The following is a 25797-nucleotide window of genomic DNA, read 5'->3' as shown; positions in this document are numbered from 1 at the left end:
GGCAAGCAGTACCGTCACCGCGTTCAGATGGCTCATGGGCCCTGGCCACTTCACCGCCGGGGCGGAAATTCGCAATCCCTCGATGCTTCCCGGCTTTCGCTTCCTGTTTGCCGCGATCCTGCTGTCAGCCTCCATCCTGGTATTCGGCCTGGGCGCCGCCGCGCTGCTGCGGGCGAGCCACGAGCAGTATGTCAGCAACCCCTCCTGGCGGAACGGCCCGCAGGAGCAGGTGTTTGCACAAGCTCCCGAGCCGGCCCAGCCGGTGCTCGCGGTCCTCCGCGTCGAGCCGGAAGCGGCCACCGATCCGACGCCGTCGCTGCGCGATCAAGTCCCGACCATCGCACTGCCGATGAGCGAGCCCGAACAAGTGGTCGCGCTGACTACTGAGACCGACGGTCAGCCGCAGGTCGTTGCACCTCCGGCTGACGTCCCGGCCGAACCGGCCAATGCGGAGACCAAGGCCGAGACGACGACGGACGCCGCGGTGCAGGCCTCAAGCAACACGCTTACTCCGGCCGACGCCAGCGCATCCATCGCCGAGGCCAAGCCCGTTGCGATCGCTCTCGCGAGCAAACCAACACCTGCCGCCCCCAGCGGAGCCTCGGCTTCGTCCAGGTTCGACATGGCGAGCGCGAAGTTCGCCGCATTGAACGACCCGGCGACCACGGCCTGGGAGGGTCCGCCGGCGAAGGCCAAGGCCGGCTCTAAGGCCGACAGCAGGTCGCCGGAGAGCAAGGCGACCAAGCCGCGGGCGCATCGCGTCAAGAAGCGCCGCCGCATTGTCCGGCGCGCGCCGCCGCCGGTTCAGCAACTCGATCCGTTCGGACAACCGCAACCCACGCTCGCCGCAACGACGACCGCGCGCGCACGTCGAGTAGGGTTACGCCGGCCCGGTTGCGATCGGCGGTCCCTTTTCCTGGCCCCATTCCGACCATGAGCCATCGTAGAGCGCGGTGTCGGTGATGCCGAGGCGATAGAGCGCCAATGTCAGCACGCCGGCGGAGACCCCGGAGCCGCAGCTCGTCACGATCGGCGCATCGAGCCTGACGCCGGCGTTGGTAAAGGCAGCGCGGAGATCATCAAGCGGCTTCATCGTGCCGGTCGCGGCGTCGAACAGGAGATTGTAGGGCACGTTGCGCGCGCCCGGGATATGGCCGGAGCGGATGCCTGCGCGCGGCTCCGGCGCCCGGCCCTCGAACCGGTCGGCGGCGCGCGCGTCGATCACCTGCTCGGCACGGCTTTCGACGTTGGCGATCAATTGCTGCATGCTGCGCACGCGTTTTGAATCGTAGCTGGCCGTGAACGTCGCAGGCTTCGGCTTCGCCTCGCCACTCTCGACCGGACGCCCCTCGGCGCGCCACTTCTTCAGGCCGCCATTGAGGATGCGCACATTGCCGTGCCCGAAAGCCAGGAACATCCACCACGCGCGGGGAGCAGCGACCCAGCCGCCGGCATCATAGATCACGACGGTGTCGGCATTGGAGATGCCGAGATGACCGACGTCGCGGCCGAACTGCTCGGCACTCGGATACATGTGCGGCAGCGGGTTGGAATGGTCCGAGATCGCATCGACGTCGAAGAACACCGCGCCCGGCAGATGCGCGGCGAGATAATCGTCCTTCGGCAATGGCAGCACACCCGGCAGCTTGAAGCTGGCGTCGAGCACCTTGACGTTGGCGTCATTGATGTGGGCGGCGAGCCATTCGGTAGAGACGAGGGGATCGGTGGGCATGCGAGATCTTTCTATTATTCCGCGCGAGCGCAACGTGAGCGAGGTTGAAGCAGTGCGCATCCAACTCCGCTGTCATCGCCCGGCCAGTGCGCAATTGCGCACTAGGACCGGGCGATCCAGTATTCCAGAGGCGATTGTAATTGAGCCGAGAGGCCGCGGCGTACTGGATTCCCCGCTTTCGCGGGGAATGACGCCGGAGATTGGAGCGGCAGCGCAGCACCCTCACCCCTTCTTCTTCGGCTCCCACTGTTGGGTCGGCCCGCCGGCGTCGCGCCAGGCGGCGTAGCCGCCCGCGATGTGGGCGACGGGCTTGAGGCCCATGTCCTGCGCAGTCTTGGCGGCGAGCGCAGAGCGCAAGCCGCCGGCGCAATGGAAGACGAACTTCTTGTCCTCCTGGAACACCGGCTTGGCATAAGGGCTCTGCGGATCGATCCAGAATTCGAGCATGCCGCGGGTGCAGGCGAACGCGCCGGGGATGCGGCCGTCGCGCTCGATCTCGCGGGGATCGCGGATGTCGACGATGACGACGTCGCCGTTCTTGGAGATCTCGATGGCGTCTTTGGCGGTGAGCGTCTCGATCTCGGCATTGGCCTCGTCGATCAGCGCCTTGATGCCACGGGTGATGGTCTGGGGCACGTGGTTCTCCCTCTTGTAGTCATTCCCGGCGCGGAGCGCGAGCTAGTGCGTTAATTCCTTCATCGCACCTTCAAGTCCCTCGATCGTGATCGGATACATGCGGTTGGCAAAAATGCGTTTGATGATGGTGGTGGATTCCGAATAGTCCCAGTGCTTCTGTTGCACGGGGTTCAGCCACACCGAATGCGGATAGGTACGGATGATGCGGTCGAGCCAGACCGAGCCGGGCTCCTCGTTGACGTGCTCGACCGAGCCGCCGGGCACCATGATCTCGTAGGGCGACATCGAGGCGTCGCCGACGAACACGATCTTGTAATCGTGCGGGTATTTGTGCAGCACGTCCCAGGTCGGGGTGCGGTCGGTAAAGCGCCGCTTGTTCTGCTTCCACACGCCTTCATAGAGGCAATTGTGGAAGTAGAAATACTCCATGTGCTTGAACTCGCTCTTCGCCGCCGAGAACAACTCCTCGACCTGCTCGATATGCGCGTCCATCGAGCCGCCGATGTCGAAGAACACTAGCAGCTTCACCGCGTTGCGGCGCTCGGGCCGCATGTGCACGTCGAGATAGCCGTGATTGGCGGTCTCGCGGATGGTGGTGTCGAGATCGAGTTCATCCGGCGCGCCGGTGCGCGCGAATTTGCGCAGGCGGCGCAATGCCACCTTGATGTTGCGGATGCCGAGCTCGACATTGCCGTCCAGATCCTTGAACTCGCGCTTGTCCCACACCTTGACGGCGCGGTTGTTGCGGTTCTTGTCCTGGCCGATGCGAATGCCTTCGGGATTGTAACCATGAGCGCCGAACGGCGAGGTGCCGGCGGTGCCGATCCACTTCGAGCCGCCCTGATGACGGCCCTTCTGCTCCTCGAGACGCTTCTTCAGGGTCTCCATGAGCTTGTCCCAGCCCATGGCCTCGATCTGCTTCTTCTCTTCGTCGGTCAGGTATTTCTCGGCGAGCTTCTTCAGCCACTCCTCGGGGATCTCGGCTCCCTCCATGGCGTCGAGCAGGCTTTCCAGCCCCTTGAAGACGGTGCCGAAGACGCGGTCGAACTTGTCGAGGTTGCGCTCGTCCTTCACCAGGGAGGTGCGCGAGAGATAGTAGAAGTTCTCGACCGAGTAGTCCGCGAGGTCGGCGTCGAGCGCCTCCATCAGCGTGAGGTATTCGCGCAGCGTCACGGGGACCTGCGCATCGCGCAGAGAAGTGAAGAATTGCAGGAACATGGGTGACAGATTGCCCTTTGGATTGTCGGCGTCAAGGGGCGCCTCGGAGACCCCACCCGACGAGCTCTGGGCAGGATTGTCCGCCAGGCGGGATTGGCGGAGCGATTGTGCTCGTCATCCTTTCGCTGATAAAACGGGTCTGAAAGCCTGACCGAACCAGGAACGGCCGCCACGCGCGGCCGTTCCGTTTGTTGGACCAGGGCCATGGAACTGGCAATTCCTGGGACGACGACCAACAAGGACGCGCGATGAAATTTACCGGCACCAAGGACTATGTTGCGACCGACGATCTCAAGGTCGCGGTCAATGCCTCGATCGTGCTGGAGCGCCCGCTGCTCATCAAGGGCGAGCCCGGCACCGGCAAGACGGTGCTGGCGGAGGAAGTGGCGAAGGCGCTGAACGCCCCGCTTCTGACCTGGCACATCAAGTCCACCACCAAGGCACAGCAAGGCCTCTATGAATACGACGCGGTATCGCGCCTTCGCGACAGCCAGCTTGGCGATGCCCGCGTGTCCGACATCAAGAACTACATCAAGCGCGGCAAGCTGTGGGATGCCTTCACCGCCGAGCAGCGCCCGGTGCTGCTGATCGACGAGATCGACAAGGCCGACATCGAATTCCCAAATGATCTCCTGCTCGAGCTCGACCGCATGGAATTCCACGTCTACGAGACCGGCGAGACGATCAAGGCCAAGCAGCGCCCGATCATGATGATCACCTCCAACAACGAGAAGGAGCTGCCGGACGCGTTCCTGCGCCGCTGCTTCTTCCATTACATCAAGTTCCCCGATGCAGACACCATGACCCGGATCGTCGACGTCCACTTCCCCGGCATCAAGAAGCGGCTGGTCGAGGAAGCCCTGCGCATCTTCTTCGAGGTCCGCGAAGTGCCCGGGTTGAAGAAGAAGCCCTCCACCTCAGAGCTTCTGGACTGGCTCAAACTGCTGCTCAACGAAGACATGAGCGTCGAGCAGTTGCGCGAGCGCGACCCGCGCAAGCTGATCCCACCACTGCACGGTGCGCTGCTCAAGAACGAGCAGGACGTGCATCTGTTCGAGCGATTGGCGTTCCTGAGCCGGAGGGAAGTGTAGGTTCGAGCGCACTCCGCTGCCGCCCCACCTTCCGGTGTCATTCCCCGCGAAGGCGGGGAATCCAGTACGCCGCGGCTTCTCGAATCAATCATAACCGCCTCTGGAATACTGGATCGCCAGGTCAAACCGGGCGATGACACCGAGAGTGTGGCGCACTCTCTCCACCTCGTCATTGCGAGCGCAGCGAAGCAATCCAGGCTGCCTCCGCGGAAAGATCCTGGATTGCATCGCTGCGCTCGCGATGACGGAGCAAGGGTGAGCATCGCCCTCTCCAACTCGCGCTTCAAATCGCGAGGGGCGACCAAGGTCGCGTGAGATGGGCCTCCGGCTCTGCAGCGCACAGCTGCACCGGACGATGCTTCGCATCGCCGGGGAAGCGCAGCGCTGCGTCCGGAGCACGAGACCTTGCTACGCCACCGCCGCATCCGGCACGCGCGCGGCTTCCATCGGCTTCTTGCCGCGGATCAAGTCCGAGGCGCGGTCGGCGATCATCATGGTTGAGGCATTGAGGTTCGCCGAGATCATGCGCGGCATCACGGAGGCATCGATGACGCGGAGACCTTGCAACCCGTGAACGCGGAGCTGATCGTCGACCACCGCCCAGGTGGAATCCGCCGGGCCCATGCGGCAGGTGCAGCCGGGGTGGAAGGTGGTGGTGCCGCGCTCGGTGGCGGCCGCCAAAAACTCGTCGTCGGTATTGACGTTGGGTCCGGGGAAATCCTCGTAGGCGTAATAGGGCGACAGCGGCGCGCTCTTCAAAAGCCTGCGCGCGAGCTTCATGCCGCCGACGATGACCCGGCGGTCGAGCTCGGCGTCAAGATAGTTGGTCTGGATGATCGGCGGCGCAAACGGATCTGCCGAGCGGATGCGGACATAGCCGCGGCTCTCGGGGCGCTGCTGCCAGGACGCCACCGTCATGCCGGGCTCGTCCTCGAGCTGGCCCTGCACGCCTTCCTTGTAGCTCGCCGGTGTGAAGGTGAGCTGGAGGTCGGAGCTCTCCGCACTCTCGCCGGAGTGCCAGAAGCAGTAGACCATGGTCGGCGACAGCGACAGCAGGCCTTTGCGCGCGGTCGCCCATTTCATCGCCTCGACCCAGAGACGCCAGCCGCGGCGGAGCTCGTTGATGGTCCTGATGTCCTTGACGCGCGCGACCGTGCGCGGGGCGTAGTGATCTTGCAGGCCTTCGCCGACCGGAAGCGCGTGACGCACGGCGATGCCGTGGGCCTGCAACAGATCCGGTGAGCCGATGCCGGACAACTGGAGCAGCTGCGGCGAATTATAGGTGCCGCCGGAGAGGATCACTTCCTTGTTGGCGCGGACCTCGACCGGCGTGCCGCCATGACCGCCCTTCATGTAGCGCACGCCGACGGCGCGCTTGCCCTCGAAGATGATCTCGGTCGCATGCGCGTGGGTGCGGACATGCACGTTCGGCCGCTTCATCGCGGGCTTGAGGAAAGCGGTGGCGCCGGAGACGCGCAAGCCCTTGTCGATGGTGCGCTGGCAATAGGAGACGCCTTCCTGGGTCTTGCCGTTGTAGTCGGGGTTGCGCGGAATGCCGAGGCTCACCGCGCCTTCCATGAAGGCTTCGCAAAGCGGATCGCGCCAGTTCATGGTGGTGACGGTGAGATTGCCTTCGCGGCCGCGATAAATGTCCTCGCCCTCGCCGACCCGCTTCTCCAGCCGCCGGAAGTAGGGCAGCACGTCGGCATAGCCCCAGCCGCGATTGCCCATCTGCGCCCAGGTGTCGAAATCCATGCGCTGGCCGCGGTTGTAGATGTGGCCGTTGATCGAGGACGAACCGCCGAGCGTCTTGCCGCGCGGCGCGTAGATGCTGCGGCCGCCGGTCCAGGGTCCGACCTCCTGCTGGTAGGCCCAGTTGATGCTCTTCATGTGGAAGGTCTTGATGAAGCCGGCCGGCAGATGGATGTAGGGATGCCAGTCGCTCGGGCCGGCCTCGAGCACGCAAACGCTGGTCGCAGGGTTTTCGCTCAGCCGGCTGGTGAGCACGCAACCGGCGGAGCCCGCGCCGACGATCACATAATCAAATCTGTCCATGGTGCCTCGGCCGCCTCTAGCGCGGCTTGTCGTTGAGTTGATAATTCAAATGCGTTCGCACCGTAGGCCATTCGGCCGCGGTGATGCTGTAGACCACGGTGTCGCGTAGCGTGCCGTTCGGCGCGACCTGGTGGCTGCGCAGGATGCCGTCCTGCTTGGCGCCCAGGCGCTCGATGGCGCGGCGGCTCTGGTGATTGAAGAAGTGGGTGCGGAATTCCACCGCGATGCAGTCCAGGGTTTCGAAGGCGTGGGTGAGCAGCAGCAATTTGCACTGCGTGTTGAGCGGGCCGCGTTGCGCGCTCTTACCATACCAGGTCGAGCCGATCTCGACGCGGCGGTTGGCCGCATCGATGTTCATGTAGGTCGTCATGCCCACGATCTTGCCGCTGCCATCGAATACGGTGAAGGGGAGCATCGAGCTGGCGGCCTGAAGACCGAGCCGGCGGTCGATTTCCTTGCCCATGTTGTCCGGCGTCGGGATTGCGGTGTACCAGATGGTGGAGAGCTCACCATCCTTCACGGCCTCGCTCAGCCCCTCGCGGTGCTGATGCGACAGCGGCTCCAGAGCGGCATGCTGTCCGCGCAGGGTGATGGGATCAGGCCAGGGCATTTGAAACTCTCTCCTTTGTCATTGCGAGGAGCGAAGCGACGAAGCAATCCAGACTGTCACCGCGGACGCATTCCTGGATTGCTTCGCTTCGGTTGCAATGATGGTCACTAGCACCGTTTACTTGTTAAGGAAATTCAACGGCAAACCACTGCGCGGCCAGTCCATGGCGATCAGCTCGCCCTTGCCGGAGAGGGTGATGTAGGCGGTCTTCAGCTCGGGGCCGCCGAAGGCGATGTTGGTGGTGACGCGGTCGCCGGTCGGGATCTGCTCGACCAGCGTGCCATCGGGCGCGATCACCGAGATGCAGCCGGAGACGAGGGTGGCGACGCAGACATTGCCGTTGGCTTCGACCGCCAGCGAATCGAACATCTGGTAGCCGCCGAGGCCGCAGATCGGTTTGCCCCGCTCGCCGCGATAGATCGCGTCGCGCGGCTTGAGCGTGCCGGGCGCGGAGAGCTCGTAGGCCCAGAGCCGGCCCGTCGGCGTCTCCGCGATGTAGACGGTGGTCTCGTCCGGCGAGAGGCCGATGCCGTTCGCCGGCAACACGCCGTGGACGACCTCGACGATCTCCTTCATGCCGGGCTTGAGATAGTACATGCCGCCGACGTCCATCTCGCGCGCGCGGCGCTTGCCGAGATCGGAGAACCAGAGGCCGCCCTGCTTGTCGAACACCAGATCGTTCGGCCCGCGCAGATCGTGCTCGCCGCATCTGGTCACGACGGTTTCGATCTGGCCGGATTGCAGATCGACGCGCTGGATCGAGCCGCCGAGATAGCCGTCGGGCTGCGGACCCGGCATGATCATGTTGCGGGTCGGGATCCAGGAGAAGCCGCCATTGTTGCAGATGTAGATCTTGCCGTCGGGGCCGAGGGCTGCGCCGTTCGGGCCGCCCGGGATCTTCGCGACGACCTCCTTGCGCCCGTCGGGATGGATTCGGGTCAGGCGCTGGCCGCGGATTTCCACCAGCACGACCGAGCCGTCCGGCATCACGACCGGCCCTTCGGGAAATTCGAGGTCGGTGGCGAGAACGCGGACGTTGGACATGTGGGGACCCTCCCGGCTGCTTGTTATGACTTGCGCGGGATGTCCGGCACGGGCCCCACACGCAAGATTGCCTGCGGTTATGACAAAGTCACCGGGGCTTGCCAAGCAAGCCGGATGGTATGCCAGCGTTGCGCGCTAATCTCGCACGGGTATCCAAATCTCCAGGCCGCCATTGCCGGTGGCGGGATCGAATTTCTCGTCGTAGCGCTCGAAGTTCGGCGCATCGGCAGCCTTCAGGCCGGAGGCCGGCAGCCACTGATTCCAGATCGCGTTGACGGTGCGCCTGATCGAGGCGACGTGGTCGGTGTGGGTGAACACCGCATAGCGCTGCTCGGGGATGCGGATACGGCCGAAGGGGCGCGGCAGTTCGGAGAAATCGGCGACCTCGACGCCGGCAATGTAGTCGAAATTGCCGGCATCGTCGCCGTTGCAGCAGACGCCATAGGCGACCGGTCCAACGCGCGCGGGAATGTCGGCGACCTCCTGGTGGAAGCGCTGCCACAGTCCAGGAATGGCCGCGCCGTTGTCGCAGGAGATGCGCTCGCTGATGCCTGCGACGAGGAAGGCCTTTGTGGTTTCGAAGCGCGGGTTGGCGAGTTTGTCCGAGATGGTTGAATCCATGAGGATCGGCTCCTGAAGCTTGAGATGGCCGGTGCATTGCGCGGCGCGCACCGCTTCGGGCGTGGTGCCGAACTGGTCGCGGAACGCGCGGGTGAATGCTTCGTGCGAGCCGTAATCGGCCTCCAGCGCCAGCGACAGGATGTCCGGCGCGCCTTTCGCAAGACTGCGCGCCGCTTCGCTCAGCCGCCGCGCGCGCACGTACCGCATCACCGGCAGGCCGGTGGCTACGGCAAACGCGCGCACGATGTGGAACCGCGACACGCCCGATATCGCAGCGATCTCGTCGAGCGTCATCGGCTCGACCAGATGGCTCTCGACATACCAGAGCGCGCGCTGGGCTGGGTTCATGGCGTTTCTCGTTCGAAGCGCGACCATGATGCACGGAAGTCCGCGGGTTTCGCTTGATCGGCGTTGCGGTCCCGCAGGAGGATAACGCCGGAACAGCCACTGGCAACGTCCGGGCATTCATGGCTACACTCGGGACGTCCTTGAAACCGCTCACAAGAAAGCAGGAGGAACCGCGTCATGAAAATCACCGATGTGCGGGCGCACCATATCCGCATCCCCTATGACGCTGGTGTCGCGAACTTCCGTCAGGGCGCCTCCGCCATCACTGCCCTCGACATGGTGATCCTCGAGGTCACCACCGACGCCGGGCTGACCGGCTGGGGCGATGCCTTCGCTTATGTCTGTCCCCGCACCACGCGCAGTGCCGTCGAGGAAATGATCGCACCACAAGCCCGTGGGCTGGAGGTTCCCGATGCCGCCGGCATCCCCGCGGTGATGGAGCAGATCCAGCGCAATCTGCATCTCTTCGGGCGTTACGGCATCACCATGTTCGCGATCTCCGGGCTCGACATCGCGCTGTGGGACCTCGCCGCCAAGATCGAGGGCGTGCCGCTGCACCGCCTGCTCGGCGGCACCAGGCGCCCGGCCATTCCGGCCTATGCGAGCCTGTTGCGGATCGGTTCGCCCGACAACATCGCCGCCGAATGCAAGAAGGCGCTGGCGCTCGGCTATGGCGCCATCAAGCTGCACGAGACCACGGCGCCGGCGGTGTTTGCCGCGCGCGCGGCGATCGGGCCCGGCATTCCGCTGATGGTGGACATGAACTGTCCGCTCTCGGGCGAGCAGGCGATCGCATTCGCCAGGACATGCCATGACGCGCAGCCGATGTTCCTGGAGGAGCCGGTCTGGCCGCCGGAGGATTTTACGGCGCTCGCCGAGGTCCGCAGCAAGGGCGGGCTCGGCGTCGCCGCCGGCGAGAACGCCTGCACGGAATATCAATTCCGCCAGATGATGGAGGCGGGCGCGGTCAGCCACGCCCAGCCGTCGGTGATCAAGGTCGGCGGCATCACGGAATTTCTGAAGGTTGCGGCGCTCGCGGATCGGCAAGGCGTCAAGATCGTTCCGCACTCCCCGTATTTCGGCCCCGGCCTGCTGGCGACCTTGCATCTCCTGGCGGGGCGCGACGACGGGTTGGTCGAGATGTTTTACCTGAAGCGCGAGGCCTGCCTCTGGGGCGGCCGCGCCGATGTCGATGCCACCGGCCATGTCGCGGTGCCGACCGGACCTGGGCTCGGCTATGAGCCCGACCGCAGCGTCATGGAGCGATATCGCGTCGCCTGAGCGCGGCGCCTATTTCGCCGCATCCTTCGGCGGCGGCGCATCCTGTTTCTTCTTCACATCCTCCGCGGTCTTCGCCTGCGTGGCCTGGAGATCGCCGAGCATCTTCTGCAAGCCGGCCACGGTCGTCTTCAACGCATCGATCTGGCGAGCCGCGGCGTCCAGCTTCTGCTGGTGATCGAGGTTGAGCTTGGTGACCGTCTTCTGGAGGAAGTCGACGTTGCTCTGGAGGCAGCTGGTGCGGCGCTCCATGGTCTTCTCGACGGTGCAGATCTCGATACCGGGCACGTCCTGCGCGCGGACCGGCACAATCGCCAGCGTAGCGAGCAGCAACATCGCGAAACAAACGCCGGCGCTTCGAAGCAGCATACAGGTTCCTCGTCAAATCAATCACGGCAATGTGCGCTTTTTGCACGCAGCCTGTCGAGGCTACCACACTCGCACCGCATTCTCGCGTTGAGCTTGCGGCTGTTCCCTCGCACGGGGAGCGATGATCTGCACGCGGAGGAAATGGGCACTCTTTCCGCGGCTTTGTTTAAGGGGAGTTTTTTGATGGCAACGCGCGACAGACGACTGGCGGAATTCGACGGCGCCGGAGAACCGCCGCCCGGCCTTGCAGTCGAAGTGCTGTGCGAGGACCACAGCGGAACGTATCAGCTGCCGTTCGCCTGCCGCTATATCGAGGGACGCTGGCAGAACCACGCGGCCGGCGTCGCAGTTGAAGCAACCGTCATCGGCTGGCGCGTCCCGCGCATGAAGCATTCGGGCGTGGCCTGAGCACTGATTTCTGTCTCAAAATGCAACGGGGCCGCGTCCCGGCTTAACCTTCGGAACGCGGCCCGAACGAATCACGTCCGAATCAGCCGTAGCGCCCCGTACGCGCCTGTTCACGGCTAGATGTCGCAACCGGCCAGCGCGCGCATACAATATCTGCACAGCGCGTGAGCGGCCCGGCCCACCACGGGCGTCAAAAGTTAGCGGCTTTAGTGACATGGCGCGGGGTGCGGCGGTTGGATGCTCGCTCCCAAAACAGGCAGATGGCACCCGGCCTGCCTAATATTCAACCTCGAGCTCCTCGATCTCGGCCGGCTCATCCCGTGCCGCCGCGATCCATTCCTTCATCTCCGGCATGGCCATGATGGTATCGGCATAGGCCTGCAGCTGTGGCTCGAGCTTGACGTTATAGGTCACGAAGCGCGTCACCACCGGGGCGTACATCGCGTCAGCCATGGTGCGGGTCTCGCCGAACAGGAAGGGCCCGCCCGATTTGTCCAGGCAGTCGCGCCAGATCGCCCAGACGCGATCGATGTCGGCCTGCGCGCGCGACCAGATCTTGAAGCCGGGGAAGTGCCCCTTCAGATTGACCGGCAGCGAGGCGCGCAAGGTGGTGAAGCCGGAATGGATTTCGCCGCAGATCGAGCGGCAATGCGCGCGCTGAACGCGATCGGCGGGCAGCAGCCCGGCATCCGGCATCGCCTCGTTGAGATATTCGGCGATCGCCAGCGTATCCCAGACGATCGCGCCGTCGTGCCGCAGGCACGGCACCAGGATCGACGACGACAACAGCAGGATTTCGGCACGCGCCGACGCGTCGTCCGGCGCGGTGACGATCTCCTCGAAATCGAGCCCGGAAAATTTCGTCAGCAGCCAGCCACGCAGCGACCAGGACGAATAGTTCTTGCTGCTGATGGTCAGTGTCGCCTTCGCCATATGGCCTTCCCTCACGCCTAAGACTTGCACCCCGCCTGGACTGCGGGAGTGCGCACCGCCTGTGCTTCCCGCCAAAAGAGCAGCAAGCGACGTGCCAATCTTGAGGACGGCCCATCTCCGGTTTGGCTCCGATATTGCATAGCAGCACGGGGACAGGTGGGCGTTTCAGTATGATGTCGATGTATTATCAGGCCTTTCAGAACCATATGGACCTGACGGCGCCGTGGCGGTCGGGGGCTTCGTCCGCACTCAAATTCCTCAATCTGGTGCCGCAGGGCTTATCGGATCAGGTCGTCGGCCGGCTGTCGGCCGCGCTGGAGTTGATCTCCCGCTCCACCCTCACCTATCACCGCCCCGCCTACGGCATCGACAGCGTCATGGTCGGCAATCGCGAGGTCGCCGTAACCGAGGAGATCGCGTACGCGACCCCGTTCGGCTCGCTGCTGCGTTTCAAGAAGGAAGGCGTGGGCGAGCAGCCGCGCATGCTCCTGGTGGCGCCGATGTCCGGCCATTTTTCGACGCTGCTGCGCGGCACCGTGAAGACGCTGCTGCAGGATCACGACGTCTACATCACCGACTGGCACAATCCACGCGACATTCCCCGCAGCGAGGGCCGTTTCGGGCTCGACGACTACACCGAGCATCTCATCGACTTCCTCGGCCAATTAGGCCCCCGCCCGCATATGGTCGCGATCTGCCAGCCCTCGGTCTCCGCGCTCGCGGCCGCCGCGATCATGTGCGAGGGCAACCATCCTTCGCGGCCGGCGACGCTGACGCTGATGGCCGGCCCGATCGACACGCGCATCCAGCCGACGAGGGTCAACGAATTCGCCAAGAGCAGGCCAATCGACTGGTTCGAGCAGAACCTGATCAACTACGTGCCGATGCAGTGCCGCGGTGCCCTGCGGAAAGTCTATCCCGGCTTCGTGCAGCTCACCGCCTTCGTCTCGATGAATCTCGAGCGCCATATCAAGCAGCACATCGATCTCGCCGATCACATCGCCAAGGGCGAGAAGGAGAAGGCGGCCAGCATCAAGACCTTCTACGACGAATATTTCGCCGTGATGGACCTGCCCGCGGAATTCTACATCGAGACCGTGCGAGACGTGTTCCAGGAGCATCTTCTGCCCCAGGGCAAGCTGATGCATCGGGGACGTCCGGTGAACACCAAGGCCGTCAGCCGCATGGGGCTGATGACGGTCGAGGGCGAGAAGGACGACATCTGCTCGATCGGCCAGACGCTGGCCGCGCAAGACCTCTGCACCGGCGTACGCGCCTACCGCCGCGTCCACCACATGCAGGCCGGCGTCGGCCATTACGGCGTGTTCTCGGGCAAACGCTGGAACAACGAGATCTACCCGCTCTTGCGGGATTTCGTGCACGTGAATTCGTAACCCGTCAGCCCCTGGCCCGTACGTCACGTGCGAACCTCAACGCGCAATTGCAGTGAGGCGACCGGAGATGGGTCAGGATCGAGACGTCTCTCCTGACCAAACGGCTAGCTAAACAAACCGCACGTGCCTAATGCACTTGCTTGAGCAGCTCTCTGGCTTCAACGACTTCGGGAAGATTGCGCTCCGCATCGAATTCAGCGAGCACGGGAGCGAGCACCTCGGATACCGCGCCCGCTCCGCCATTTGTCTTATGCAGGCGTGCAAGTCCAATGGCGCTGCGCAGCTCGAAAGTCTTCACCCGTTGGTGCCGTGCGATTTCAAGCGCTCGGCTTAGCGCAGTTTCGGCCCTGGCTAGGTCCGAAGGATCATGACGCAACAAAAGCTCCCCGTAGACGCGATGCAGCTCGGCATCAAGCCAATGCTGACCGGATTGCCCCGCCCATGCGATCAATCCGCTCAAGATTTCCAGCCCGTTTTCGAGTTGGCCCGACTCTGCATCCGCCATGGCGACATGCATCCCCCAAAACGGCTCACAGAGGTAGCAGTCATTCTCGTGCAGCAAGGTCCAGCCGCGACGCATTTCCGTTAGCCCGGCCATTCCGTCGCCGGCGCGCCACTTGGCCAGGCCATTCAGGTAGGTGCCGGCGGCCACATACAGCGGCATCGTGTGGTCGCGAGCGAGACCAAGCGCCAGGATCGTCTCTGTTTGCTGCAACATGCCCCCGCATAGTCCGTCGAACACAGCTCGATGAACAAGCGCATTGGCCTGAGAAAGCGCCCGTTTTTCTCCGGAAGCACTTATCGCTTCCGCGGCGAGGCGGCGTGCGCGGGCGATCCTGCCAAGCGGCCAAAGCACCAGGGCAAGGAACCTCATGATCACGAATGGGAGATCCAGCGCCGAGCCCCTGAACGTCGCGGGATCCGGCTCGTCACCATAGATCTCTAGTGCCTTCTCAAGATGTACTCTCGCGTTCAAGTAGTCGCCCCCGAACCAGCAGGTAACCCCGCCCGTCCAATGTGCAACGACGGCGGCCACCGGTGAGGCCGGTCGCCGGTCAGCGGCGTTCACGATGGCATCCACCAGCGCCTGCATCGGCGCGAGTTCGCCGTGTGTCAGGCAGGCATTGAAGAGACCCGAATGGACCGGCGCAAGTTCAACCGGATCATTGATGTCGGCTGCGAACTGTCGGGCGCGCGTCCATGCGGCGACCGTTTCGGGAGCGCTGTGCCCGAGGCTGCCCCGTAATGCACGGCCATATGCGATTTGAAGATGTAGCCTACCCATCATCCGGTCGTGCTCATCGGGCAGGTCATCGGCGATGGCAATCGCCTTGCCGAGATGTGCAATCGCCTCGGAATAAGCGGAGCGTTTCAGCGCCTGCAGGCCCGCCTTGCGCCACCATTCGAGGGCGACCTCGCTCAGCCCCGCCTCAGTGAAGTGGTGTGCCAGAACTTCCGGCTCAGTCTCGGCGACGACTGGAAACTTCTCGCGCAGGACATCGCCGATGCGCTTGTGAAGCACCTGCCGTTTGCTCTTGAGCAGGCTCTCGTAGGCCGCTTCCTGAACGAGGGCGTGCTTGAAACTATAGTTTGCTTCGGGCGGAGCCCCGCGACGCACCAGCAGTTCGGCCTCTTCGAGTTGCGCTAGCGCAGCGCTCAGCGTCAGATCATCGCGTCCCGCCACATATCTCAGCAGCGCGTATGAAAAGTCGCGACCGATGGCGGCGCCTATCTGCGCTAACTCCTTGACGGGGGCCAGCCGGTCAAGCCGCGCCATCAGCGAATCCTGCAGCGTCGCGGGAATAGCGAGCGGCGGGAGCGGATTATCGAGACGATAGCGCCCGGCATCTTCGACGAGTAGCCCGGACTCCAGCACCATCTTGGTCAATTCCTCGACGAATAGTGGGATGCCATCCGTCCTATCGATGATCTGCTTCATCATCTCGCGTGGCAGCTGGCGACCAACGGCCACCTGTTCGACCAGCGCGCGCGAGTCCCGCCGATCGAGTCGGTCGAGCCGCAACAGACTGACGTTGGCAAGGCCCGACCAGGAGGGCTCGAACTCTGGCCGGGATGTCATGAGCACGAGTATCGGCAGTCCTCTGATACGATCGACCGCGAGATCGAACAGTTCAAGTGTCGTGGCATCGGCCCAATGCATATCCTCGCAGATAATCAGCAGGGGTTGCTCTCGCGCCAACCCCTCAAGCTGATCCAGAAGGGCGGCAAATGTCTGTCGCCGCTGCTGCGCCGGGCTCAAAGCCAGCGGCGGACAATGGTCGCCGGTGGGAATCGAAAGGAGAGCCGCAATGAGCGGTGTCGCTTGGGCGACCTGCTGTGTTCCAAGCGACAGCATTGCCTCGAGCTTGTCGAGCTTTTGCCCAGGCGTGTCGTGCGACCGGATGCCGGCGGCGCGCTCGAGCTGCGCGACAAAGGGATGGAGCACACTGTTGGTATGGTAGGGCGAACACTGATATCGCACCCGGCGGTGCGCCCCCAACGAGGGGCTTTCGGACAGGGTTGCGACAATGCGCGACTTGCCGATGCCCGCTTCGCCAGAAATCAATACCATCTGGCCCTGCCCCTGCCATGCCAGCCGCTGGCGCGAGAGAGTGAACTCGATCTCGTCCCTGCGGCCGACAAAACCGATCGAGCGTACCGCGCGGACCGCCTCGAAGCGACTCTCGGATGCGATCGCCCCCTCCACCGCCCAGACTGCGATTGGTTCGGCTATCCCCTTGACCTCACGGCGGCCGAGATTGCGAAACGTGAAGAGATCACCAAGCAGCCGGCGCGTCGACGAAGCAACGACGACCGCGCCCGGTTCCGCCAGGCTCTGGAGCCGAGCGGCGAGGTTTAGTGTGTCGCCGACGGTTGCCTGCTCCTCTGATGCATCTCCACTGATGAGGTCACCGACCACCACAAGCCCTGTCGCAATTGCGATGCGCAGTTCAACCCGTTCGTCGGCGCCCGTTTTGAGCTGCCCAATTGCGGAGATAGTGTCGAGGGCAGCTCGTACTGCGCGCTCCGCATCATCCTCATGCGCGCGAGGATAGCCGAAATAGACGAGTATTCCGTCGCCAACGAACCTGGCTATCCTGCCGTCATAAGCGGCAATGACGCTCGCGCAGGCGGCGCGGTAGGCCCGGATCACTTCCCACATATCCTCGGGATCGAGACGCGCCGAGAGCGCGGTCGAGCCGACCAGATCGCAAAACATAACGGTGAGGTGGCGCCGCTCGGCATCCTGAGGAGGGGTCGGCGATGCGATCAACGCGGCTGGATCGAGGTCGGCAATAGCACGCAGCATTTTGCGGCGATGGCCTAGCAGGACTCCGAGCTTTTCAAAGTCCTCGTCCATCAGTTCGGGGAGGACGCCCACGTCGATTCCATTCTGGGCAAAACGCTCTGCGTATTGCCCAAGCCCCAGTTTCTCGAGCCACTCCGCAATCTGCATTGGCTCCACCGATCGTGTGGTTGGCGGTTAGCAGGATTTTGGACCACGGCGCGGCGACGATATCCCAACACCGCCATGATGGCACGTCTGTTTGTTGTGCGATAATTTAGGTTACTCAGTACCGACACGGCTTCCAAGCCGGGTCGCCGCCCGATGCGAACGACTGCGCTACCAAAAATCGTCTTCCCGCAGCGTTGGACGACAGAGGTTGCGATGAGTGGTCACTACTCACTCCGGACCTGAAATCGAATCCAACACTGCGGCTTGTGCACTCGTCATGACGCCAAGCAGACGTTCTTGCGTGAGCACAATTCCTTCATTGCTTGTCCATGCGCGCTTCGTAGTTGCGAGCCATCATGCCCGCCGCAACTTGGAGCGAGGAACCAACCACCCAACAGCCGGCAACAAAGGTTATCAGGCCATTGGCTGGGTTTTGATCAAGGACAAGGATGCTGACGGACAGAGTTGCGGCAATCGCGGCGCCGAACGTTCCAGCCGCACTCATGATCTCAGCCGACTCGGAACCATTCCACTCTTCCGAGTTGCTTGAGATCGACTTCCGCGCGACACTGCGAGACAAATCAATTCCGACATAATAGCTGAGAGCTCCGTAGAGCATCGTTATCAGCACGATCCAGCCGCTTTCAAACAGTCCGCCTTTCTCACGCAACAGGGTCGCACCCACATAGAGGCCACAGGAGGCCCCAACGGCTGCGAGCCCAATTCTTTCAAGAAGATGGGCCGACCTGATCAGACCGGAACGAGCGATCCGAAGATTGCCGGAGCCCCTCGTTAGGGAAAATGCGCTGGAAACTGCATCACTAATTTTCATTGGGGGTCTCCTTCTTAGGTAAGTAGCGGCCTACCGGCCGACCCCGAATAGAGGCAGCCTCGTGGACGCGTTTTGCGATTGCCTTGATTCCAATTTCTGAAAAATCTGTGCTGAGTGATGGGGCTGGCTTGCTCGTGAGCAAGACGAGAGCCAATCCAAAGCTGCGAGCACGCGGCTACGCAGGCATTGCATCTCACCCGTGTCGGTCAGTTAGGTCCGGGTGCGGCAATTTCTTGCGGGAGTGATAGCTCGAAAGAGAGTGATGAAATATGAGACGGTTCACATAACGCGGTTCCCCGTCGCTCTATCCGATCACAATTTCCGGAGGACAAGTCTGCATCGTCGCGAGACCCGGGAGCACGGGAGCTGAATCAGTAAACAAGTTGTCCCGCGTCTCGCCGACATCAGATCTATCCCCTCATACCGTGTTTCGTGCACGTGAATTCCTGAAGCGCGAGCAAGCAATCAGCAGGATCGGACAAGGCAGCGCGGCTTTAGGAAAGACGCCGGCGCTCCGCCAGCCCTAACACACGGACATGCCGCTTTTGCCGGAGGCCAAGCCATGTCCGAACTTCCCACCCCCGCTGCAACACCCGCCGCGGTCGTCGATGCATTGAAGGCGGTCGCAGGCAATCCGCCGAAGGTGCGCTCGAGCTTCGCCAAGGGTCGTTGTGTGCGCGGGACCTATGCCCCGTCCGACCGCGCGGCAGAGATTACGCGATCGCTGAGCTTCACAAAACCGTCGCGCGTGCTGGCGCGCTTCTCCGTCGGCGGCGGCAATCCCGGGGTGACCGACACCAACAACCTCGTGCTGCGCGGCTTCAGCTTCAGGCTGGGCGACGACGCCCATCGCTCGGACATCCTGACGGAAACCGCTCCGGTGCATTTTGCACGGACGCTCGACCAGATGCTCGCCTTCCTCGAGGCGCGCATTCCGGGTGCGGACGGCAAGCCCGACATCGAGAAGGTCCGGGCCTTTTCGGCGGCCAATCCTGAAACACTGAACCAGGCGAATTACGTCGCGGCACGCCGGCTGCCCGGCAGCTTTGCCGGCACGACCTATTGGGGCGTGCACTCCTTTCCCGCGACGAACGCGAAGGATGAGACCCGCTTCATCAAGTTCAAGGTCTCGCCGGTCGGCGGCGACGTCACCTTGAGCGAGGACGAAGCGAGGGCGAAGTCGGCCGATTTCCTGCATGACGATCTCGCGCGGAGGATCGTAGCCGGCGACGTCCGATTCAACGTGATGGCCTTGCTCGACCGTCCCGGCGATCCCACCATGGACGTGACCCTGCGATGGCCGGACGAGGACAACCGTGAGCAGGTGCGGCTGGGGACGATCGTCATCACCAGCCTCGAGGCCAACGAGGCCTGCGACGGCTCCATCTTCAATCCGGTCAATCTTGCCGACGGCATCGGCCATCCGCCGGACGAGATCTTTGCGGCGCGCCGCACGGCCTACACGATCTCGCTGGCAAAGCGCCGGTAAAATTCAAGTCTTGTCCCGTCCGCCATCCGTTTCGCGGCGCCACGCGCCCGGACTGACGCCGACGATGGACGAGAACACCCGCGTGAAATGGCTCTGATTGGCAAATCCGGCCGAGATGGCAATCTCGGACAACGGCAGGTCGCGGACTGCCATCAGTTGCTTGGCCGCCTTGACGCGCTGCTGGAGCAGCCATTGATGCGGCGGCAGGCCGGTGGAGATCCGGAACGCGCGTGAGAAGTGGCTGACTGACAGCCCAAGCTCGGTCGCGATCAGCTGTAGCGCGATCTTGCCCGAGAGATCGGAATCGAGCCGGTCACATGCACGCTTCACCTGCCATGGCGCAAGACCGCCGCGGCTCGGTTCTGCGGCCGGCTTCAGCCCACCATAGGTCTGGGCGACATGGGCGGTGAGCGCGAGCATCATGTGATCGACGAAAAGCTGGTTGGTCTCGTCGGGCCGACACAGTCCTTGCCGCAACGAGGCACCGACATGTCGAACGACCTCGTCGTCATGACCGACACCGGGCTCGTAGCTGAGCTCGCCTACGCGCGGCCCGCCCGGTTGCCTGGCAACGCTGTTGAGCGCAGAGCGCGGCAAATAGAAGAAGAGCGAGTGAAACGGCTTGTCGATCACATAGCGCGGGTCACGCTTGAGGTCGTACAGATAGGTCGCACCTGCGCGAACATCCGCCTTGGTGACACAGCGGCCCTCCTCCCAGCATTCGCAATCCGGATAGTCGCGGAGTTTCAGGCTGAGGAGATAGGCATCTTCCGCAGCCAGCGAGCCGGAAATATCCGGTGTCGGATCGTCGTTGCGGACTTCGGTGACCGCGAGCTCGGCGCTGTGCAGCGAACGCGTGATCAGGACCGGTGCTTGCTTGGAGCGAAGGCCCTGCCCGAGCCTCTGCCCGTAGACGCCTGCGTGTGTCATTCTAGTAAATCCATCCGTAAAGGCACGTCTTCGCCGGCCTTCCCGAGATCCGCACATTATCGGAGATCGCCGGCCGACGGTCCAGCTGCAGCGCATAACACGAAGCTGGCGCGGCCGGCCGTCGCACCGGGCCGTGCCGCGATGATTTCATTGTGATTTCAGCGTGATGTCACCGGCCTGGCGTCGCGAAGGACACCACCGTTGACCTGCCCGGCAGATCGCGGGGCGACTTCATCGTGCATTTTGGAAATGATTTGTGGCCTGCGCACGTCAGTTGGACCATTCCTCGCCCCAGAGCTGGACGACATGGCCCGGCGACACCTCACGATATTGACGCACGGGCGGCTGGTAATCGGGCGCGCGCACCGGGCTTCTGATCTCGTCATTCGTGGCCTCGCGCCTGGTGCCGCGGCGCGCTGGATCGGGCACCGGCACGGCCCCCATCAGCTTCTTCGTATAGGGATGCTGCGGATTTCCGAACAGGGCCGCGCGTGGACCGGTTTCGACGATCTCGCCGAGATACATCACCGCGACGCGATGGCTCATGCGCTCGACCACCGCGATATCGTGGGAAATGAAGAGATAGGCAAGTCCCATGCTGGCCTGAAGGTCCAGCATCAGATTGACGACCTGCGCCTTGACCGAAACGTCGAGCGCCGAGACCGCTTCGTCCGCGACGATCAGCTTCGGTCCGAGCGCGAGCGCGCGGGCAATGCAGATGCGCTGGCGCTGGCCACCGGAGAATTCGTGCGGAAAGCGCGCGGCCATGTCGGCGGTGAGACCAACGCGGACAAGCAGGTCGGCGACCTTCTCCCGTGCCTGCGACGCCGTGACGAGCCCGTTGGCGAGCAATGGGGCCGCAATCGCCGTTCCCACCGACATGCGCGGGTTGAGGCTCGCGAACGGATCCTGGAACACGATCTGCATCTGCTTGCGAAAGTCACGCAAGGTGCGGGCATTCATCGCCAGCACATCCTGCCCGTCCACCAGAACGGTGCCGCTGTCCGGCTCCGTCAACTTGAGAATGGAGCGGCCCGTCGTCGACTTGCCGCAGCCGGATTCGCCGACCAGCGCCAGCGTCTCCCCGGCGCGCAAGGTGAAGGAGATGTTCTCGACCGCATGGACGCGGCCCGAGACCTTGCCGAACAGGCCCGAGCGGATTGGAAAGCGCGTCGTGAGGTTGGAGACCTCGAGCAGCGGTCGCTCGGCAATCGAGACCGTATCGGGCGTCTCCGCCGGCTCGTCAGAGGTCCCCGTCACCTTGTCGACGGTCGGAAAACGCATCGGCCGCGTCCGCCCGTCCATCGAGCCGAGGCGTGGCACGGCCGCGAGCAGCGAGCGGGTATAAGGATGCGAGGGTGAAGCAAAGATGCGCGCGGTCGCATCGGTTTCCACTGCCTGGCCGCCATACATCACCACGGTGCGGTCCGCGATCTCGGCCACCACCCCCATGTCGTGGGTGATGAAGAGGATCGACATCTCCTCTTCCTGCTGAAGCTCCTTCAGAAGCTCTAGGATCTGGGCCTGGATCGTGACGTCGAGCGCGGTGGTCGGCTCGTCTGCGATCAGCAGCCTCGGCTTGCAGGCCAGCGCCATCGCGATCATTACGCGCTGGCGCATGCCGCCGGAGAAGCGATGCGGATGCTCGTGGAAGCGCGATTTCGCCGCAGGTATCCGCACGCGGTCGAGCAGGCATATGGTCTCGACCTCCGCCGCCGCGCGCGACAGGCCGCGGTGCTGGATCAGTGCTTCCGCAATCTGGAAGCCGATGGTCAGCACCGGATTGAGGCTCGTCATCGGCTCCTGGAAGATCATGGCGATTTCGTTGCCACGAACATCCTTCATGCTCGCTTCGGGCAGCGTCAGCAGGTCGCGACCGGCAAGCCGGACGCTGCCTTCGACCCGGCCGTTCTCCTTCGGAATGAGCCGCATGATCGAGAGCGCAGTGACGCTCTTGCCCGAACCGGACTCGCCGACGATCGCCACGGTTTCCCGCGAGGCAATATCGAACGACACGTCGCAGACGACGGGAATCCATTGCCGCTCACGCAGGAAGGACGTCGTCAGGCCGGAAACCGACAGCACCGGCGACTGCGCGTTGGCAGCGATTTGATCAGCTCCGCTTGCGCCCATGCTCATGCCAGTGTCCTAATAGCCACGACTACGATCGACACGCCCCGGCAATTCTTCACCGCGGCGGTGGCGCGCAATCACATCCAGCACGAAATCGACCGCCGTATCCGGCGTCGTCATGCTGGCATTGTGCGGCGTGACCAGGATGCGCGGGTGGCTCCAGAAAGGGTGACCCGCAGGCAGCGGCTCCGGCTCGGCGACATCGAGGACAGCACCCGACAACGCGCCGCTGTCGAGCGCCGCGAGAAGGTCGGCTTCGACCAGATGCGGGCCACGCCCGACATTGACGAGCGACGCGCCGCGCGGCAGGCGCGCGAACAAGTCCGCATTCAGGATGCCGCGGGTCTCGTCGGTCAAAGGCAGCAGGCAGACGAGAATGTCGGTCTGAGCAAGGAAATCCGGCAACGTCTCCATGCCCGCGTAACTCGTGACGCCCTCGATCTCGCGCGGCGAGCGATTCCAGCCGAGAAGCGGAAAGCCGAACGCCGTGAGGCGTTCGAGCACGGCCTGGCCGAGTTGGCCGAGACCGATCACGCCGACGCGACGACGTTTGGCCGGCGTGATCCGGATCTCGCGCCAGACCTGCGCCTTCTGCTGAGCAATGAAGTGCAGGAGATCGCGATGCAGCGCGAGCACAGCCATGGTGACGTATTCGACCATCGTCTCGGCGATACCGGGCTCAAGCATGCGCACCAGCGGAATGTGCGGCGGAACTATTGACGGGTCGAACTGGTCCACACCCGCACCGACCGAGAAAACGAGTTCGAGATTAGGGAAAGTCGTCGCGATGTCGTCCGGCGGCACCCACGCCACGAGATAGCGGATGTCGGCGGGATCGCCGATGTCGGGCCAGAGCCGGAATGGCACATCGGGCGCGCGCTCGGCGAAGAAGCCCGCCCATTCAGCGCCCCGAACCATGTTGGCCTTGTAGAGAACCGTCATGCCGCCAAAACTCTCAGAACGGGCTGACCGGCGCGAGCCGGCGGCCGTCGATCAGGCGCTTGTGGCTGTAGGCCGCGGGATCGACCAGCGGCGTCGCGCCCGTCACGATGTCCGCCGCGAGCTTGCCGGCCGCAGGACCGATGCCAAAGCCGTGGCCGGAGAAGCCGGTGGCAAGGAAGAAGCCGGGCATGGCATCGACCGGCGAGATGACCGGAATGGTATCCGGCGTGCAGTCGATCGTGCCGCCCCAGGCTTCCGCGATCTCGATCTTTTTCAGCTCCGGGTTCGACTTGATCAGCGAAGCCAGCGCGGCATTGACCAGCGACATGTCAGGCGCGGGATCGCGCACGCGCTCGGTCTCGAATGGCGACGGCTTGTCCAAGCTCCAGCTCGTGCCGCGCATGAGCTGGTCGAAGAAGGACTTGCCGAACGACAGTTTCAACCCGTTCTTGCGATGCAGATAGGTCGGCCAGAAGGTCCGCGCGTAGCGGAACAGATCGGGCGACAGTTCGACCGTGCCGCGATTGCGCAGCGCCAGGGTAAAGCCGCCGTCGAGCCGGCGGCGGATGCAATAGAAATCGGTGCCGAGCGCGCCGGAGGTGATCTCCGGCCCCGGCGTGGTCCGGCACGCGGTGGCGTTGACAAGGCCGATCGGCAGCTCGATGCCGTGGCGGCGGCAGAACAGCGACGACCAGGCGCCGCCGGACAGCAGCACCGATTGCGTGCGAATGGTGCCCTTCTCGGTGACGACGGCGCTCACCCGTCCGCCCTGCGTCTCCAACCCACGCGCGGCGCAGCCCTGATGAATGGTGACGCCGTGTTTTCGCGCGGCGGTCGCAAGGGCCGGCACGGCCATCGAGGGCTCGGCGCGCCCGTCGCTCGGCGTGTGCAATCCGCCGACCCATGTCTCGGAATTGCCGGGCAGGCGCTCGGCGACCTCCGCCGGCGTCAGGACCGTGGAGTGGACCTGCATCTCGCGCGCCGTTGCGGCCCATCGCTCCCAGCTGGCGAGTTCGTCCTTGCTCTTGGTCAGGAACAGCACACCGGTACGGCGGAAGCCGGCATCGACGCCGGCGTCGTTCTGCATGTCTTCCCACAGGCGCAGCGCCTCGCGAGCCAGCGGGATCTCCTCGCGCGCGCGGCCCTGCTGGCGGCACCAGCCCCAATTGCGGCTCGACTGCTCGCCGCCGACATGGCCCTTCTCGACCAGGGCAACGGAGAGGCCCTTCTTCGCGAGGTGATAGGCCGCGGAGACGCCGATGACGCCGCCTCCGATGACGACGACATCCACCTGCGCCGGCAGGTGCTCGTCGCTGTTTATACGGGTGAGCGGCGGGGACATGGGACACTCCAGATATTCAGTTCGATCGGAGCAAGCTTGCTCATCGCTAGTTTGCAGATCATGGGATGTTCATTCGCGGATCGAGCGCATCGCGCAGGCCGTCGCCGAGAAAGTTGAAGCTCGTCACCGCCAGCGTGATGGCGAGGCCGGGCGCAATCGCGAGCCAGGGCGCGCTGGTGAGATAGATCTGCGCATTGTTGAGCATGTTGCCGAGGCTCGCGGCCGGCGGCTGGATGCCGTAACCGAGATAGCTGAGATAGGATTCCAACAGGATCGCCTTGGCGACGTTCAACGTCGCCGCCACCACGATGGGCGCGATCGCATTGGGCACCAGTTCGCGGAACATGATCCGCAGGTTCGACGAGCCGAACGCGAGTGCAGCTACCGCAAACTCGCGTTCCCGCAGCGAGCGCACCTGGGCCTCGACGACGCGGGCCACCCACATCCAGGCAGTTGCCGCGATCAGCACGGTGGTGGTGACGAAGCCGGGCTCGATGAGCGCCGCGAGCGCAAGCAGCAGGAAGATGGTCGGAAAGCAGAGCATGGCATCGACGAGCCGCATCAGCACCGCGCCGACCACGCCGCCATAGAAGCCGGCGAAGGCCCCGACGACGATGCCCACCGCCATCGCCATCACCATCGCGACGAAGCCGATCGACAGCGAGACGCGCGCGCCCATCATCAGCCGCGCCAGCACGTCGCGGCCGAGTTCGTCGGTGCCGAGGATGTGCGCGCCCGACAGCGGCGGTGCGAACCGCTTCATGATATCGATGTAGGTGTCGTCGAACGGCAGGAGGTACGGGCCGAATGCCGAACCGAGAACAAGGGCGAGAATGATCACCGCGCCTGCAAGCGCAAGCCGGTGCCGACGAAATCGCCGCCACGCGGCCTGGCCGGGTGCGGGTTGAGCGCTGGACAAGTCTACGGTCGTCATC

22 protein-coding genes are annotated in these 25797 nt (G+C 63.9%); 6 read left to right on the top strand and 16 right to left on the bottom strand.

The genetic code is table 11. The annotated features are described in order from the left end of the window. Window positions 1–34: 34 nt before the first annotated feature. Complete coding sequence (locus tag AB3L03_RS25800) at window positions 35–937, top strand: hypothetical protein (protein ID WP_368509073.1); 903 nt, start codon at window positions 35–37, stop codon at window positions 935–937. Here the strand turns inward: AB3L03_RS25800 and sseA are convergent. The 3 genes from sseA to AB3L03_RS25785 all read right to left on the bottom strand — a co-directional run bounded on the left by sseA (window position 881) and on the right by AB3L03_RS25785 (window position 3586). Further along, complete coding sequence (sseA, locus tag AB3L03_RS25795) at window positions 881–1732, bottom strand: 3-mercaptopyruvate sulfurtransferase (RefSeq protein WP_085361463.1); 852 nt, start codon at window positions 1730–1732, stop codon at window positions 881–883. The two genes, AB3L03_RS25800 and sseA, sit on opposite strands and share 57 nt — an antisense overlap. 222 nt (window positions 1733–1954) lie before the next feature. Next, window positions 1955–2368 carry a rhodanese-like domain-containing protein gene (locus AB3L03_RS25790; protein ID WP_018454122.1) on the bottom strand — a complete coding sequence of 138 codons (414 nt, stop codon included), beginning with the start codon at window positions 2366–2368 and terminating at the stop codon, window positions 1955–1957. 42 nt (window positions 2369–2410) lie between these two features. After that, window positions 2411–3586 (bottom strand): VWA domain-containing protein, encoded by a 1176-nt coding sequence (locus AB3L03_RS25785; protein ID WP_018454121.1) that lies wholly within the window; start codon window positions 3584–3586, stop codon window positions 2411–2413. Between the two features lie 248 nt (window positions 3587–3834). Between AB3L03_RS25785 and AB3L03_RS25780 the strand changes: the two genes are divergently transcribed. Then, window positions 3835–4677 (top strand): MoxR family ATPase, encoded by an 843-nt coding sequence (locus tag AB3L03_RS25780; protein ID WP_007600695.1) that lies wholly within the window; start codon window positions 3835–3837, stop codon window positions 4675–4677. A 408-nt stretch (window positions 4678–5085) separates the two neighbouring features. On the opposite strand, the gene AB3L03_RS25775 is transcribed toward AB3L03_RS25780, so the two are convergent. From AB3L03_RS25775 to AB3L03_RS25760, 4 genes are all read right to left on the bottom strand, one after another. After that, on the bottom strand, window positions 5086–6732 hold the full coding sequence (locus AB3L03_RS25775; protein WP_018454119.1) for a GMC family oxidoreductase: 1647 nt from the start codon (window positions 6730–6732) through the stop codon (window positions 5086–5088). A 16-nt stretch (window positions 6733–6748) separates the two neighbouring features. Continuing rightward, the gene (locus AB3L03_RS25770) at window positions 6749–7342 is read right to left on the bottom strand and encodes a GNAT family N-acetyltransferase (protein ID WP_368507210.1); all 594 of its coding nucleotides are present in this window, start codon (window positions 7340–7342) and stop codon (window positions 6749–6751) included. A 117-nt stretch (window positions 7343–7459) separates the two neighbouring features. Next, the gene (locus AB3L03_RS25765) at window positions 7460–8386 is read right to left on the bottom strand and encodes an SMP-30/gluconolactonase/LRE family protein (RefSeq protein ID WP_018454117.1); all 927 of its coding nucleotides are present in this window, start codon (window positions 8384–8386) and stop codon (window positions 7460–7462) included. A gap of 135 nt (window positions 8387–8521) precedes the next feature. Continuing rightward, a complete protein-coding gene (locus AB3L03_RS25760; protein ID WP_368507209.1) occupies window positions 8522–9355 on the bottom strand; it encodes a GyrI-like domain-containing protein in 834 nt (277 codons plus the stop codon). Between the two features lie 177 nt (window positions 9356–9532). Here AB3L03_RS25760 and AB3L03_RS25755 point away from each other — a divergent pair, with 177 nt between their 5' ends. Beyond that, on the top strand, window positions 9533–10636 hold the full coding sequence (locus tag AB3L03_RS25755; RefSeq protein ID WP_085351871.1) for a mandelate racemase/muconate lactonizing enzyme family protein: 1104 nt from the start codon (window positions 9533–9535) through the stop codon (window positions 10634–10636). A 9-nt stretch (window positions 10637–10645) separates the two neighbouring features. Here AB3L03_RS25755 and AB3L03_RS25750 read toward each other — a convergent pair whose 3' ends face one another. Then, window positions 10646–11002: a hypothetical protein gene (locus tag AB3L03_RS25750; protein ID WP_368507208.1), complete on the bottom strand. Its 357-nt coding sequence runs from the start codon at window positions 11000–11002 to the stop codon at window positions 10646–10648. Between the two features lie 183 nt (window positions 11003–11185). Between AB3L03_RS25750 and AB3L03_RS25745 the strand changes: the two genes are divergently transcribed. Then, entirely contained in the window at window positions 11186–11410 is a 225-nt protein-coding gene (locus AB3L03_RS25745) for a hypothetical protein (RefSeq protein WP_018454113.1), read from the top strand. Window positions 11411–11686: 276 nt separating this feature from the next. Here the strand turns inward: AB3L03_RS25745 and AB3L03_RS25740 are convergent, their stop codons facing one another. After that, window positions 11687–12343 (bottom strand): glutathione S-transferase family protein, encoded by a 657-nt coding sequence (locus AB3L03_RS25740; protein WP_018454112.1) that lies wholly within the window; start codon window positions 12341–12343, stop codon window positions 11687–11689. A 170-nt stretch (window positions 12344–12513) separates the two neighbouring features. On the opposite strand from AB3L03_RS25740, the gene AB3L03_RS25735 reads away from it, so the two are divergent. After that, the gene (locus AB3L03_RS25735) at window positions 12514–13737 is read left to right on the top strand and encodes a polyhydroxyalkanoate depolymerase (protein ID WP_018454111.1); all 1224 of its coding nucleotides are present in this window, start codon (window positions 12514–12516) and stop codon (window positions 13735–13737) included. 127 nt (window positions 13738–13864) lie between these two features. Here AB3L03_RS25735 and AB3L03_RS25730 read toward each other — a convergent pair whose 3' ends face one another. Further along, window positions 13865–17194, bottom strand: a complete 3330-nt coding sequence (locus AB3L03_RS25730) for an adenylate/guanylate cyclase domain-containing protein (RefSeq protein ID WP_162496390.1) — start codon at window positions 17192–17194, stop codon at window positions 13865–13867. A gap of 316 nt (window positions 17195–17510) precedes the next feature. Further along, window positions 17511–18026, bottom strand: a complete 516-nt coding sequence (locus AB3L03_RS25725; protein WP_085351874.1) for a hypothetical protein — start codon at window positions 18024–18026, stop codon at window positions 17511–17513. Between the two features lie 562 nt (window positions 18027–18588). Between AB3L03_RS25725 and AB3L03_RS25720 the strand changes: the two genes are divergently transcribed. Then, on the top strand, window positions 18589–19515 hold the full coding sequence (locus AB3L03_RS25720; RefSeq protein ID WP_368507207.1) for a catalase family peroxidase: 927 nt from the start codon (window positions 18589–18591) through the stop codon (window positions 19513–19515). Window positions 19516–19518: 3 nt separating this feature from the next. On the opposite strand, the gene AB3L03_RS25715 is transcribed toward AB3L03_RS25720, so the two are convergent. The 5 genes from AB3L03_RS25715 to AB3L03_RS25695 form a co-directional block, all read right to left on the bottom strand. Further along, window positions 19519–20445 carry a helix-turn-helix domain-containing protein gene (locus AB3L03_RS25715; protein ID WP_368507206.1) on the bottom strand — a complete coding sequence of 309 codons (927 nt, stop codon included), beginning with the start codon at window positions 20443–20445 and terminating at the stop codon, window positions 19519–19521. A gap of 270 nt (window positions 20446–20715) precedes the next feature. After that, entirely contained in the window at window positions 20716–22584 is a 1869-nt protein-coding gene (locus tag AB3L03_RS25710) for an ABC transporter ATP-binding protein (protein ID WP_018454106.1), read from the bottom strand. Window positions 22585–22593: 9 nt separating this feature from the next. After that, window positions 22594–23520, bottom strand: a complete 927-nt coding sequence (locus AB3L03_RS25705; protein WP_018454105.1) for a glyoxylate/hydroxypyruvate reductase A — start codon at window positions 23518–23520, stop codon at window positions 22594–22596. Window positions 23521–23533: 13 nt separating this feature from the next. Beyond that, window positions 23534–24862, bottom strand: a complete 1329-nt coding sequence (locus AB3L03_RS25700) for an FAD-binding oxidoreductase (RefSeq protein ID WP_085361474.1) — start codon at window positions 24860–24862, stop codon at window positions 23534–23536. A 58-nt stretch (window positions 24863–24920) separates the two neighbouring features. Further along, complete coding sequence (locus AB3L03_RS25695; RefSeq protein ID WP_026232671.1) at window positions 24921–25796, bottom strand: ABC transporter permease; 876 nt, start codon at window positions 25794–25796, stop codon at window positions 24921–24923. Window position 25797: the final 1 nt, after the last annotated feature.

Source organism: Bradyrhizobium lupini, assembly GCF_040939785.1.
GTDB lineage: Bacteria > Pseudomonadota > Alphaproteobacteria > Rhizobiales > Xanthobacteraceae > Bradyrhizobium > Bradyrhizobium canariense_D.
This window is presented reverse-complemented; position numbering and strand designations above follow the sequence as displayed.

Excerpts from the sequence above, each read along its gene's own strand:
- AB3L03_RS25800 (WP_368509073.1), top strand. The coding sequence starts at position 35 with ATGGGCCCTGGCCACTTCACCGCCGGGGCGGAAATTCGCAATCCCTCG.
- sseA (WP_085361463.1), bottom strand. The coding sequence starts at position 1,732 with ATGCCCACCGATCCCCTCGTCTCTACCGAATGGCTCGCCGCCCACATC.
- AB3L03_RS25785 (WP_018454121.1), bottom strand. The coding sequence starts at position 3,586 with ATGTTCCTGCAATTCTTCACTTCTCTGCGCGATGCGCAGGTCCCCGTG.
- AB3L03_RS25780 (WP_007600695.1), top strand. The coding sequence starts at position 3,835 with ATGAAATTTACCGGCACCAAGGACTATGTTGCGACCGACGATCTCAAG.
- AB3L03_RS25775 (WP_018454119.1), bottom strand. The coding sequence starts at position 6,732 with ATGGACAGATTTGATTATGTGATCGTCGGCGCGGGCTCCGCCGGTTGC.
- AB3L03_RS25770 (WP_368507210.1), bottom strand. The coding sequence starts at position 7,342 with ATGCCCTGGCCTGATCCCATCACCCTGCGCGGACAGCATGCCGCTCTG.
- AB3L03_RS25765 (WP_018454117.1), bottom strand. The coding sequence starts at position 8,386 with ATGTCCAACGTCCGCGTTCTCGCCACCGACCTCGAATTTCCCGAAGGG.
- AB3L03_RS25760 (WP_368507209.1), bottom strand. The coding sequence starts at position 9,355 with ATGAACCCAGCCCAGCGCGCGCTCTGGTATGTCGAGAGCCATCTGGTC.
- AB3L03_RS25755 (WP_085351871.1), top strand. The coding sequence starts at position 9,533 with ATGAAAATCACCGATGTGCGGGCGCACCATATCCGCATCCCCTATGAC.
- AB3L03_RS25750 (WP_368507208.1), bottom strand. The coding sequence starts at position 11,002 with ATGCTGCTTCGAAGCGCCGGCGTTTGTTTCGCGATGTTGCTGCTCGCT.
- AB3L03_RS25745 (WP_018454113.1), top strand. The coding sequence starts at position 11,186 with ATGGCAACGCGCGACAGACGACTGGCGGAATTCGACGGCGCCGGAGAA.
- AB3L03_RS25740 (WP_018454112.1), bottom strand. The coding sequence starts at position 12,343 with ATGGCGAAGGCGACACTGACCATCAGCAGCAAGAACTATTCGTCCTGG.
- AB3L03_RS25735 (WP_018454111.1), top strand. The coding sequence starts at position 12,514 with ATGATGTCGATGTATTATCAGGCCTTTCAGAACCATATGGACCTGACG.
- AB3L03_RS25730 (WP_162496390.1), bottom strand. The coding sequence starts at position 17,194 with ATGCAGATTGCGGAGTGGCTCGAGAAACTGGGGCTTGGGCAATACGCA.
- AB3L03_RS25725 (WP_085351874.1), bottom strand. The coding sequence starts at position 18,026 with ATGAAAATTAGTGATGCAGTTTCCAGCGCATTTTCCCTAACGAGGGGC.
- AB3L03_RS25720 (WP_368507207.1), top strand. The coding sequence starts at position 18,589 with ATGTCCGAACTTCCCACCCCCGCTGCAACACCCGCCGCGGTCGTCGAT.
- AB3L03_RS25715 (WP_368507206.1), bottom strand. The coding sequence starts at position 20,445 with ATGACACACGCAGGCGTCTACGGGCAGAGGCTCGGGCAGGGCCTTCGC.
- AB3L03_RS25710 (WP_018454106.1), bottom strand. The coding sequence starts at position 22,584 with ATGAGCATGGGCGCAAGCGGAGCTGATCAAATCGCTGCCAACGCGCAG.
- AB3L03_RS25705 (WP_018454105.1), bottom strand. The coding sequence starts at position 23,520 with ATGACGGTTCTCTACAAGGCCAACATGGTTCGGGGCGCTGAATGGGCG.
- AB3L03_RS25700 (WP_085361474.1), bottom strand. The coding sequence starts at position 24,862 with ATGTCCCCGCCGCTCACCCGTATAAACAGCGACGAGCACCTGCCGGCG.
- AB3L03_RS25695 (WP_026232671.1), bottom strand. The coding sequence starts at position 25,796 with ATGACGACCGTAGACTTGTCCAGCGCTCAACCCGCACCCGGCCAGGCC.